This is a genomic window from Actinomadura sp. 7K507 (assembly GCF_004348425.1).
Taxonomy (GTDB): Bacteria; Actinomycetota; Actinomycetes; order Streptosporangiales; family Streptosporangiaceae; genus Spirillospora.
The window spans coordinates 1-11,127 of sequence record NZ_SMKK01000276.1 but is presented as its reverse complement, the minus strand read 5'-3'; the positions used below and the strand labels follow the sequence as shown (position 1 = coordinate 11,127).

The window sequence follows — 11,127 nt, the reverse complement described above, 5'->3', positions numbered from 1 at the left end:
CCCCACCCGTCACCTGTGCGGGCCCGCTGTACGAAGGCCGGAGCGCGACCCGCCGCTGCACCGGATGGAGGAAGATCCTCCACGTGTCGAACGGATGCGCCAGGATCTCCCGCAGATCCTCCGGGCCGTCGACGAAGACGACCTGCCCCGGCGACCGCCGCATGGCCGTCACCAGGTCATCGGGGTCGACCGTGGCGGGCTTCTCCTCCACCGCCAGCGTCTTGGCGACCTCTTCCCACGCCTGCTGCGGATTCATGCCCTGAGCCAGCGCCAGCAACGCCATGTACTGCGGCTCCGGCAGCAGCTTCTCCATCGCCTGGAGATGCGACTCCTCCGTCAGCAGCCGGACGAGCGGGATCAGCTCCCCATCGATCCCCAGGCGCAGCAGATCCTTGTCGAAGACATGCTCCAGAAGCCGGTAAACCGTCCCCTCAGCGACCTTTTCCAGCGCGGGGGACATCTCCTCCAAGGCGACCTGGTCACGCACCTCCAGCACGCCGATCGCCTGGTTCACTGAGAACTTCCTGCTCCTGGCCCACTCGATGGCGTCATCGTGCGGCATAACGGCCAGCAGGCAGTGCACGTCGCCTTTCTCCGGCGCCAGCACCACCCCGCGCCAGAACTGGTCGATCCGGATCGTCCGGATCCGCGGGTCCCTGGCGTTGTTGAGCTTCTCCAGGTGCAGCCCCGCGTGCGTGTGCTCCGCGAACTTCCCGATCGCGGCCTCCACACCCTTGCGCACCTTGGAGTCCAACTTGGCGTACTGCGGCATGAACGAGTCCGCAATAGCCAGCTCAGCCACCCCGCCACCGCCCTTTCACCCACCCTGACAGCCCTGTCAGGCCTGAACATCCTAAGAGCGCCGTACGCCCATCAACGATTGAACCGCGTACCACCGCCCGTCCACCTCCGGACAACCACGGAATGATGGAGCCCCACGCCGCGAGCCGGAGTGCCTCGCGACGGCATATTGGATCCATGGACAGGCTTTCTGGGGAGTGTCCTGAAGATCGTGTGGGTGGGGTGGTGATCCGGAAGGCTGGGGCTGGTGCCTCAGCCGGGAAGGATCATCTGTGACCAACGACGACAAGGGCGGGATCGCTGGCGGGCTGGATGTGCAGCTGGCCGCCGAGCTCATCGACAAGGCCAAGGCCGAGGGGGTGTCGCTGGTCGGGCCGGATGGGCTTTTGGCCGGGATCACCAAGACCGTGCTGCAGGCCGCGCTCGAAGCCGAGATGTCCGAGCATCTGGGCTATGACCGGGGTGAACGCCCGGCCGAGCCGACCGGTAACCACCGCAATGGGACCTCGTCCAAGACGGTGGCCACCGAGATCGGGCCGGTCGGTGTCCAGGTACCCCGGGACCGGGCGGGCGAGTTCGAACCGCAGATCGTGCCCAAGCACGCCCGCCGGGTGGCCGGGTTCGATGAGTCGATCATCTCGCTGTATGCCAAGGGCCTGACCACCGGGGAGATCCGCGCGCACCTGGCCGAGATCTACCAGGTCGAGGTGTCGCGGGATCTGATCTCCCGGGTGACCGACAAGGTCGTCGAGGAGATGGAGGCCTGGCGGGCCCGGCCGCTGGACAGCGTGTATCCGGTCGTACTGATCGACGCCCTGTATGTCAGGATCCGCGAAGGTCAGGTGGCCAACCGGCCGATCTATGTCGCCGTCGGGATCGACTGCCACGGTGAACGCGACGTGCTGGGCCTGTGGGTCGGGACCGGCGGCGAGGGCGCCAAGCACTGGATGACGGTGCTGGCGGAACTCCGCAACCGCGGCGTCGCCGATGTGTGCATCGCCTGCTGCGACGGGCTCAAGGGACTGCCGGAGGCGATCGAGGAGATCTGGCCGCAGGCCACCGTCCAGCAGTGCGTGGTGCACCTGGTGCGCTCGTCGCTGCGGTACGCCTCCAAGGCGCACTGGAGCCGGCTCACCCGGGCGATGCGGCAGATCTACACCGCCCCGACCGAGGCCGCCGCCCAGCAGCGGTTCACCGAGTTCGAAACCGACTGGGGCGAGAGGTATCCGGCGATCATCCGGCTGTGGCGGGACGCCTGGCCGACGTTCGTGCCGTTCCTGGCGTTCCCGGCCGAGATCCGCAAGGTCATCTACACCACCAACGCGATCGTTATCTGGAGCCGTCTGGACTCTGTCGTGCATGTTGATCAGGGGTTTGTGAGCGGCCGGGATCTGCGTGGTGGACGTGGTTATCTACCGCTGTCCAGCACACGGATCTTCCGGAGGAAGCATGCTTGTTCAGCGGGTGGTGATGCCCGCCTCGTCGCTTGAGTCGTGGACGGTACTGGGAGACGACGATCTCCCCGTCGCGGCGATCGAGCGGTATCTGGCCTATCTCACCGACATCGAGCGCTCCCCGAACACGATCAAGGCCTATGCCCACGATCTGAAGGACTACTTCACCTTCCTGGACGACCGGGGCCTGGACTGGCGCGAGGTCCGGTTGGAGGACATCGGCGAGTTCGTCGCGTGGCTGCGGCTCCCGCCGCCGGCCAGGACCGGGCGGGTCACGGTGCTGCCGTCGGTGGAGCATCACGTGTCCGCGGCGACGGTGAATCGCAAGCTCTCGGCTCTGTCGGCGTTCTATCAGCACGCAGCCCGGCATGGCGTCGACCTCGGAGAACTGCTGATCACGTGGGGCCCTGCCGGGGGCCGGGGTGGTTGGAAGCCGTTCTTGCACCACATCAGCAAGGGTCAGCCGGTCGCCCGCCGCACGATCGCGTTGAAGACTGCCCGCAAGCTTCCACGCGTGCTGACGGTGACCGAGGTCCAGGCGATCTTGGACGCCTGCGCCCGGCTGCGGGACCGGCTGCTGTTCGCCGTGCTCTATGACACGGGGATGCGGATCGGGGAAGCACTCGGGCTCCGGCACGAGGACATCACCGCAGCCGAACGCCAGATCACCGTGACGCCCCGCATCAACGCCAACGGCGCCCGCACCAAGTCGGCGGCCTCCCGAACGATTCCCGTCTCGGCGGAACTGATCCGGCTCTATGCCGACTACCTGCACGAAGAATACGGCGAGCTCGACTCCGACTACGTGTTCGTCAATCTGTGGGGGCGTCCGCACGGCCACCCGCTGGCCTATGCGGCCGTCTATGATCTGGTCCGCCGGTTGCGGCGCCGGACCGGCCTCGACTTCGACCCGCACTGGTATCGCCACACGATGGCGACCCGTATGCTGCGCGACGGTGTCCCGGTCGAGGTGGTCTCTGCGGTCCTCGGGCACTGTTCGGTCACCACGACACTTCAGGTCTATGGGCACCTGACTAGTGAGGATGCCCGCCGGGTGTTGGAAGAGGCGGGATGGTTCACCCGAACGCAGGTGTCCTGGTGACCCGGCCCGCGGCCCTGCCGGCATCGGACCGGCCGGGCTTGCTGGCCAAGCTGATGGCGGCGGTCCGGCCCGAGTTCCGGGCCGACGAGCTGGTCTTCGACGCCGCCGATCCGGTGTTCGGCGGCCAGGTCTGCCGGGTTAAGGGGTGCGGCCGGACCTCCCGCGGCCATGGTCTGTGCCAGGGCCATCGGAACCGGTGGGCTAAGCAGGGGCGCCCGGACCTGGAGACGTTCGTCGCGACGACCGGCCCGCGCTGGCGCAAGCATGCGCCCCTGATGTGCTGCCTGGCTTCGGGCTGCGGTCGCGGTGTCGCCCGTCAGGGCATGTGCACCCGGCACGCAGCGGCATGGGAAAGCGCCGGTCAGCCGCCCCGAGAACCGTGGCTGGCCGGCGTCCCGGCGACCTCGACGCCGCCCGGGCAGCCAATCTGCATGATCGGCGCCTGCCGGTTGTGGTCCGAGCGCGGCATCGCGTTCTGCCGCGGGCACGGCAACACCTGGAAGGCCAACGGCTACCCCGAGCCCGAAGCCTTCGCTGCCGGATACGCCGATAACGACCCGGTCCCCGGACACGAACGCATTCACCTGCACGACCTCCCTGCCCAGCTCAAGCTGGAGATCCAGTACGCGTTGCAGTGCCGCTGGGACGAGCGGACGGTGAAGGCGCAGCCGATGGTGGTCATGCAGGTCGTCCGCTTCCTCACCGATTGCCCGGAGTCCTCGCTGCTGGACCGGCCCGAAGACCAATGGCGCACCAGAATCGGCCGTCCCGCTCCCAAGGACTCCAACCGGCGAGCGCTGTTGATCTATGCGCGGCGCAAGCTGGAGGACCTGGCCGACGCCGACGGAGGCTGGGAGATCGAATACGGCCGGGACGTCTGGCGCATGCACAACCTGGGATTCCAGGGCCGGGCGACGCTGCGGTTCGACCGCATTCCCCAGCCCTGGCTGAAGGAACCGGCCAAGCGGTGGGTCCGCTGGCGCATCAGCACCGGGCTCTGCCTGGACGCCGGCCGCCGGGCGGTCCGGGCCATCGAGCGGTTCGCAATCTTCCTGGGGGCACCGGCAGTGGACGTCGACCGGCTTGCCGAGGTGAACCGGCCACTGCTGGAGCGTTATCTGGCCGACCTGCACGCCGAAATGGCCGGCAGCCACCGCCACGGCAGCGACATCGGGCTGCTCAACAGCTTCTTCACCGCGATCCGCCAGCACGGCTGGGACGACACGCTGCCGCCCACCGCGATGTTGTTCCCCGAAGACATGCCCAAACGCGCCGAACGCCCGCCGCGAGCCCTCGCCGAGCACGTCATGGCCCAGGTCGAGCATCCCGACAACCTGGAGCGATGGAGCAACCCGGCCTACCGGCTGATCACCCTCATCCTGATCCGCTGCGGCCTGCGGATCTCCGACGCGCTGCGCCTTGACCGCGACTGCATCACCCTCGACGCCGACGGCGCCCCCTATCTGCGCTACTTCAACCACAAGATGAAACGCGAAGCCCTCGTCCCGATCGACGAGCAGCTGCACGAACTCATCGGCCGGCAGCACAAGCAGATCCAGGAGCGCTGGCCCGACGGAACGCCCTGGTTGTTCCCCCGGCCGACCAAGAACCTCGACGGACAGGCCCCGACCAGCAGTTCGACCTACCGGATGGCGCTCTACCGCTGGCTGGAACGCTGCGACGTCCAAGATGAGCACGGCCAGTCGGTCCACTTCACCCCGCACCAATGGAGACACACCCTCGGCACCAGGATGATCAACCGGGACGTCCCGCAAGAGGTCGTCCGCCGCATCCTCGACCACGACTCGGCCGAGATGACCGGGCACTACGCCCGGCTCCACGACACCACCGTCCGCCGCCACTGGGAACAAGCCCGCAAGGTCAACATCACCGGCCAAGCGGTCACCCTCGACCCCAGCGGGCCACTGGCCGAGGCCGCCTGGGCCAAACAACGCCTCGGCCGCGTCACCCAGGCCCTGCCCAACGGCTACTGCGGCCTGCCGGTCCAGAAGACCTGCCCGCACGCCAACGCCTGCCTGACCTGCCCGATGTTCGTCACCACCCCCGAGTTCATGCCCCAGCACCAGCAGCACCGCGAACAGATCGTTCAGATCATCTCCGCCGCCGAGGCCCGCGGCCAGACCCGCCTGGCCGAGATGAACCAACAGGTCCTGACCAACCTCGACAACATCATCACCGGCCTCCAAACCGACGACGACCGCGACGATGAGGGCCCGGAGGCCGCCGATGCCGGCTGACAACAGCCATCACCTGACCACTGCGGCCCGCCGCCGCCACGAGCTCACCCGCGCCAAGGCCATCCAGGCACTCCGCGAACTCGACCGGACCGGCACTCCCATCACCTTCGAGGCCGTCGCCCGCCAAGCCGACGTCTCGCGGTCCTGGCTCTACTCCCAACCCGACCTCCGGGACGAGATCCAGAACCTGCGTGACGCCACCCAGCGAGCGCTGGCCACCGCCGTTCCCGTCGCCCAGCGAGCCACCGACGCCTCGCTCCTGCGCCGCCTGGAAGCGGCCAACGAACGAAACCGCCAGCTGGCCGAGGAGAATCAACGGCTCCGCCGCCAACTCGCCGAAGCCCTCGGCCAGCTCCGAGCCACCCCGGCATCTCGCTCTTCGATAACGATCGGACCCAGCTGACACCCCACCGACACCATCAAGCTGCTGTGTCGAGGACGGCGTCCTCGACACAGCAGCCCAGGTCAGGCAACTCCTCAACCTGAGCACTCGAGATAACGATCGAGAGCCTCAACGCCCGGTTCCGCCAGGCCACCCGCCGACGCGGCCACTTCCCCACCGAACAGGCCGCACTCAAAGTGCTCTACCTGGTCATCCGCACCCCGCGCAAGAACCAGCCGAACGTGACCGGCAAAACCCCCGGATGGAAGGCGGCGCTCAACGCACTTTCACTGCACTACGGTGACCGCATCACCCTGAACTGAAGAGCTGATCACCGCCTCACCCACAAACTTTCAGACAGTCCCGCTTTCTGGAAGCTGGGAATCGGATCGCGGTCCTGAGCCTCGATCCGCCGGTGGGTTTCGAGGGTGATTTCTCGGCTGGTTCAGGTGTGTTTGTTGGGTTGCTGACCGTTGGTGGGCAGGGGTGTGGCATCCTGTCTACAGGCTGGTGGAAGGTGAAATTGGCGTGCGTGGTGTTCAAGGGACCCTGGAACTGCGCCCACGTTCCCGGACAGCACTGGCGGTGGCGACCGTTGTGGGACTGGGCGGCGTGGTCGAGATCGCGGTCCTGATCAGCGACGCCCCCAAGGTGGTCGCCCTGATCGTGGGCGCCATCATGGCCATGTTGACCATCTTGGGAGTATGGGCCTTCCTCACCGCACGCATCATCCTGACTTCGGACGAGGTCGTCGTGCGGGGGCCTTTTATCCGGCGGCGCCAGCCACGCTCGCACGTCGCAAAAGTGGTGCGCGCAACCATTGATCCAATGAAGGACCCACTTCTCGACACGCAGGCGGGGTTGGCTGACGAAAGCCTGTTCCTGCTCGATGCGCACGACACGCTGCTCATCAGGATGAGGGGCGCCTACTACAAGCGCCAGGACCTGGACCGGCTGGTCAAGATGCTCGGCGTGCCGTGCAGTGGGCCCCACCGCTTCCGGAGCGCCAAAGAATTCGACCAGACGTATCCGGGCCTGGTGTCGTGGGTGGAGCTAAATCCCTACCGAATCGTGTTTGCGGTCGTCGGTGTCGTGTTCGCCGTGCCCTTGGCGGTGGCGCTCGTCTTGCTCACGACAGCATCCTGACCCGCCACATCGGACACCATCCACCCTTTCGGAGGGACACCTAGGTGTTGCGGGGCACGACGTCCTTGACGCTGCTGGGTGAGGGCCGTCCTGAGCGCCGCTGCGGTCATCGGGTCGGGCCGGGAGTCAGGATCCGAAGCAGGCTCGTTCGCAAGGCATGGTCTGCTTCCGGTTTCGACAGGCGGCCGTCACCGACTGCTTCACCGGCGGCGTGACCGAGGTTGATCGTGGCCGCGATCAACCAGTCGGTCGATAGTTGCCTGTCGAACTCTCCGGCCTCCTGGCCCCGGCGCAGTATTCGCCTGAGCCGGTCTGCCACTGGAGCGTGGAGCTGGGCATCAGCGCTCTGATCCAGGCGCATCGCGCCAAGCGTTTGCAACAGGACTGGGTAGCGGCCTGCGGAGCGATCGCTGGCCTCCAACAGTCGGAAGAGTGCATCCATGGCAGGACCGGAATCGATGTCGGCGGCGTCGATCGCGGTGACGGCCTCGGACGTGACGTGGTCGAGCAGGGCTTGCAGGAGACGCTCTCTGGATGGGAAGTGGGCGTAGACCGTTTGCCGCGTGACGCCGGCGGCGCGCGCGATCGCTTCCATGCTGGCGTCGGGGTCGTCGTTGAGCACCTGTACGGCCGCGCCCACGATCGACGCGGCGCTGCGTTGCGCGTCGGCGCGCCTCTTGCGTGCCTGGGACTCGGGCATCTCATACACCTTGTCAAAGTTGCGAGCCTACAGATATCTTACATGTTGTCAGAGATTTGAGATTCAGGCACCGACCGACGGGAGCACCATGGTGACCATCGACGACAGGGACCCGAAGGAGTTCATCGCCGACTTCATCAGTTCCTTCAACGAGGACATCGCGCATGGCAACGACGACCTCGCGGCAGTGGTCGACCGCTACTACACCCCGGATATCGTCCAGATCTTCGACGGCCAGCAGATGGACCGCGAGAAGTTGATCGCGCACGTCCGACCGCTACGCAAGAACAAGCCCACCAGTCGGGTGGAGGTACACGAGGCCATCGCCGACGGTAATCGGCTCGCCGCTCACTACACGATGTATGTCCACATCCTCGGCAGGGATCTAACGATCGAGTCCGGCATATTCGCCGTGTTCGCCCCTGACGGGCGAATGCAGCGACAGCAGATCTTCTTCCGGGATGTACCCGCCGAACCGGATGCCGAGTCCAGCCAATCCGGTGAGCAGGCAGGCGAGGAGGTGCCGGCATGACTGAGAGCAACTACCACGTGGCCGGCATGGTGTGTCAGCACTGCGTCTCGTTCGTTACCGAGGAGATCGAGCGCATCCCTGGTGTGACCGGGGTCGCGGTGGACCTCGACAGCGGCCAAGTCACAGTGGCCAGTGACGCCGCACTCGACCTCGCCGATGTCCGCGCCGCAGTCGAGGAGGCTGGCTACGAACTCGCCAGCGCACGCTCCCCCAAAGACGACGAGACCGACGAGTCCAGCGACCAGCAGCTCGCTACACGCATGCGAGGAGGTCAGTGACTCACTCGAACGCACCGCTCAGCGTCGAGGGTCGTCGGCGACTGGTCGCACGCTGCCGCACGCGACCGGTTGCTCACGTCGCAGTTGAGATGGGAATCTCACGCGCCTGCGCATCGAAATGGGTCAACCGATGGCGGCGTCACGGCGACGCCGGACTTCAAGACCGGTCCTCGACCCCACACCGGAGCCCACACGCGACACCCGCATGGGTCATCGAACACATCGAGACCTGGCGGCGTGAACACAAGTGGTCCGCCCAGCGCATCACCGACGAACTCGCCGACCTGGGCTACCGGATCAACCGCCGCACGGTGACTCGGCACTTGACCCGGCTCGGCCTCGGCCGACGCCGGTTCATCGACCCCGACGGTGACAGCAACCGCAAGCCGGGCAAGATCACCGCCCGCTGGCCTGGGCACATGGTGCACCTGGACGTAAAGAAGGTCGGCAGGATCCCCGACGGCGGCGGATGGCGTATCCATGGTCGTGACAGTGACCAGGCCAAGGCCGCAGGACGCTCCAAGACCTCTGGCGCACGGCGCGGGTACACCTACCTGCACTCGGCAATCGACGGTTTCTCCCGGCTCTCTTACACCGAGCCACTATTCGACGAGAAGGGAGCCACCGCGGCAGCGTTCCTGGCCCGCGCAAAGGTCTGGTTCGCCTCCCACGGCATCACCCACATCCACCGGATCGTCACCGACAACGGCGCGTGCTATCGCTCGGGCGACTTCGCCCGCATCGTTGGCAGTTGGTCCCGGCATCAGAAGACCAGGCCCTACACGCCCCGCCACAACGGCAAGGTGGAGCGCTACCAGCGAATCCTGGCCGAAGAGCTGCTGTACGCCCGGGACTTCACCAGCGAGGACGGGCGCTCCGCAGCGATCGCGGTCTGGAACATCCACTACAACTACCACCGACCACACTCAGGCGCGGGCGGCCAGCCACCCGCATCCCGATTGCGGGAAGGTGCCACCAACGTCCAGCCCTCGTACACCTAGGGACCGACCTGGGGCCCGAGCGTGCCGGGCGGCTGACGCATGTGTCGGCCGACGGCGCCACCTGGATCCACACCACCCCCAAGCGGCCCTGCCGCCGGATCAGCGGCCGCCCGGCTCAGTCGCCGTTGGTGTTGCCGGCGAGGGGGTCGAGTACGCCGAACCAGATCAGCACCAGCACGGTGGCGCCGAGGGCGACGCGGTAGATGACGAACGGCATGAAGCTCCTGGTCGTAATGAACTTCATGAACCAGGCGATCACCGCGTAGCCGACCAGACCGGCGATAACGGTGGCCAGGATCGTCGGCCCCCAGTCCACGTGGCTGCCGTGCTCGCCGATCTCGGTCATCTCGTAGGCGCCGGAGGCGAGGACGGCCGGGATGGCGAGGAGGAACGAGTACCGGGCCGCGGCCGCGCGGTTGTAGCCGAGGAACAGGCCGCCGGTGATCGTCGCGCCGGAGCGCGACACGCCGGGGATCAGGGCGAGGGACTGGCACAGCCCGTACACCAGACCGTCCCGGACGGTCAGGTCCTCCAGATCCTTGACCGGCCGGGCGGCGCGGTGCTTCCCGGCGTTCTCGGCCCGGACCGCGGTGCGCGAGGCGTACCGGTCGGCGATGGCCAGCACGATGCCGAAGCCGATCAGGGTGCACGAGATCAGCCGCAGGTCGCGGAAGGGGCCTTCGATGTAGTCCTTCATCGTCAGGCCGAGCACGCCGATGGGCACCGACCCGATGATCACCAGCCAGCCCATCTTCGCGTCGCTGCTCCTGCGAGCCTCCTTGTTCACCAGCGAGCGCGCCCAAGCGGTGATGATCCGGACGATGTCCTTGCGGAAGTAGATGAGCACCGCCAGCTCGGTACCGATCTGCGTCACCGCGGTGAACGCCGCGCCGGGGTCGCGCCATCCGGCTGCCACGGCGGTCAGCCGCAGGTGGGCGGAGGAGGAGATCGGCAAGAACTCGGTAAGCCCCTGGACAAGTCCGAGGACGATGGATTCGAACCACGTCATGTGGGGTGGCTACTCCTTGTGCTGGAGCCTCCGCCATGGCACACGGCGGGATCGCGGCAAGGCGATCGGGTGGCACCCGGACGCAGGGCACGAGGCCACCCGATCACATGAGCAGGAATGGTCAGATGCCCTCAAGTTTCTCACCGATCCCACGCACCAAGTACCGGGACTCGTCCCTCCCTGCCCACGTCCGCAACCTCATGCACCTTGGGCCCTCCTCGGCTCGCTCATTGTTCATCCGGCGTTCACTTGCGCGCTCGATACGCTCTCCGGCGTGGACTTCGGGGACCGTTACGTCAAGGTGATGCCGCTGGGCGCCGCCGGTATGGGTGAGGTCTGGGAGGGGCGCGACACCCGCCTCGGCCGCAGCGGCACGATCAAGGTCGTCCGTCCGGGACGACCGGACGACCGGACGGCCGGGCACGGCTCCATCGGCGCTCCCGGCGCGATGCCCAGATCCCGGC

Annotated in this window: 11 protein-coding genes and 2 pseudogenes; 10 read left to right on the top strand and 3 right to left on the bottom strand. The window is 66.9% G+C overall.

The features are described 5' to 3' along the window. A pseudogene (locus E1285_RS38835) lies at positions 1 to 802 on the bottom strand (hypothetical protein); the annotation flags it as partial. Between the two features lie 271 nt (positions 803 to 1,073). Here E1285_RS38835 and E1285_RS38830 point away from each other — a divergent pair. From E1285_RS38830 to E1285_RS38805, 6 genes and pseudogenes are all read left to right on the top strand, one after another. Continuing rightward, a complete protein-coding gene (locus E1285_RS38830) occupies positions 1,074 to 2,291 on the top strand; it encodes an IS256 family transposase (protein WP_132159596.1) in 1,218 nt (405 codons plus the stop codon). Further along, positions 2,251 to 3,357 (top strand): site-specific integrase, encoded by a 1,107-nt coding sequence (locus E1285_RS38825; RefSeq protein ID WP_132159597.1) that lies wholly within the window; start codon positions 2,251 to 2,253, stop codon positions 3,355 to 3,357. The genes E1285_RS38830 and E1285_RS38825 overlap by 41 nt, the downstream gene beginning before the upstream one ends. Continuing rightward, a complete protein-coding gene (locus E1285_RS38820; RefSeq protein ID WP_207947133.1) occupies positions 3,354 to 5,615 on the top strand; it encodes a tyrosine-type recombinase/integrase in 2,262 nt (753 codons plus the stop codon). The genes E1285_RS38825 and E1285_RS38820 overlap by 4 nt, the downstream gene beginning before the upstream one ends. After that, positions 5,605 to 6,018: a DUF6262 family protein gene (locus E1285_RS38815; protein ID WP_132159595.1), complete on the top strand. Its 414-nt coding sequence runs from the start codon at positions 5,605 to 5,607 to the stop codon at positions 6,016 to 6,018. The genes E1285_RS38820 and E1285_RS38815 overlap by 11 nt, the downstream gene beginning before the upstream one ends. A 98-nt stretch (positions 6,019 to 6,116) precedes the next feature. Next, a pseudogene (locus E1285_RS47900) lies at positions 6,117 to 6,320 on the top strand (transposase); the annotation flags it as partial. A 187-nt stretch (positions 6,321 to 6,507) separates the two neighbouring features. Continuing rightward, positions 6,508 to 7,143: a hypothetical protein gene (locus E1285_RS38805; protein ID WP_132159594.1), complete on the top strand. Its 636-nt coding sequence runs from the start codon at positions 6,508 to 6,510 to the stop codon at positions 7,141 to 7,143. A 106-nt stretch (positions 7,144 to 7,249) separates the two neighbouring features. Here E1285_RS38805 and E1285_RS38800 read toward each other — a convergent pair whose 3' ends face one another. Next, entirely contained in the window at positions 7,250 to 7,843 is a 594-nt protein-coding gene (locus E1285_RS38800) for a TetR/AcrR family transcriptional regulator (RefSeq protein WP_132159593.1), read from the bottom strand. Between the two features lie 88 nt (positions 7,844 to 7,931). On the opposite strand from E1285_RS38800, the gene E1285_RS38795 reads away from it, so the two are divergent. From E1285_RS38795 to E1285_RS38785, 3 genes are read left to right on the top strand one after another with little or no spacing between them, the layout of a single operon-like run. Next, on the top strand, positions 7,932 to 8,375 hold the full coding sequence (locus E1285_RS38795) for a nuclear transport factor 2 family protein (protein WP_132159592.1): 444 nt from the start codon (positions 7,932 to 7,934) through the stop codon (positions 8,373 to 8,375). Continuing rightward, positions 8,372 to 8,653, top strand: coding sequence for a heavy-metal-associated domain-containing protein (locus tag E1285_RS38790; protein ID WP_132159591.1), 282 nt, complete (start codon positions 8,372 to 8,374; stop codon positions 8,651 to 8,653). The genes E1285_RS38795 and E1285_RS38790 overlap by 4 nt, the downstream gene beginning before the upstream one ends. Beyond that, positions 8,650 to 9,654 (top strand): IS481 family transposase, encoded by a 1,005-nt coding sequence (locus tag E1285_RS38785; protein WP_132159590.1) that lies wholly within the window; start codon positions 8,650 to 8,652, stop codon positions 9,652 to 9,654. The genes E1285_RS38790 and E1285_RS38785 overlap by 4 nt, the downstream gene beginning before the upstream one ends. 115 nt (positions 9,655 to 9,769) lie before the next feature. On the opposite strand, the gene E1285_RS38780 is transcribed toward E1285_RS38785, so the two are convergent. Further along, complete coding sequence (locus tag E1285_RS38780; RefSeq protein WP_132159589.1) at positions 9,770 to 10,663, bottom strand: undecaprenyl-diphosphate phosphatase; 894 nt, start codon at positions 10,661 to 10,663, stop codon at positions 9,770 to 9,772. 274 nt (positions 10,664 to 10,937) lie between these two features. Here E1285_RS38780 and E1285_RS38775 point away from each other — a divergent pair. Then, positions 10,938 to 11,127, top strand: a 190-nt coding sequence (locus E1285_RS38775; RefSeq protein ID WP_207947132.1) for a hypothetical protein, incomplete at its 3' end; no start/stop codon positions are given.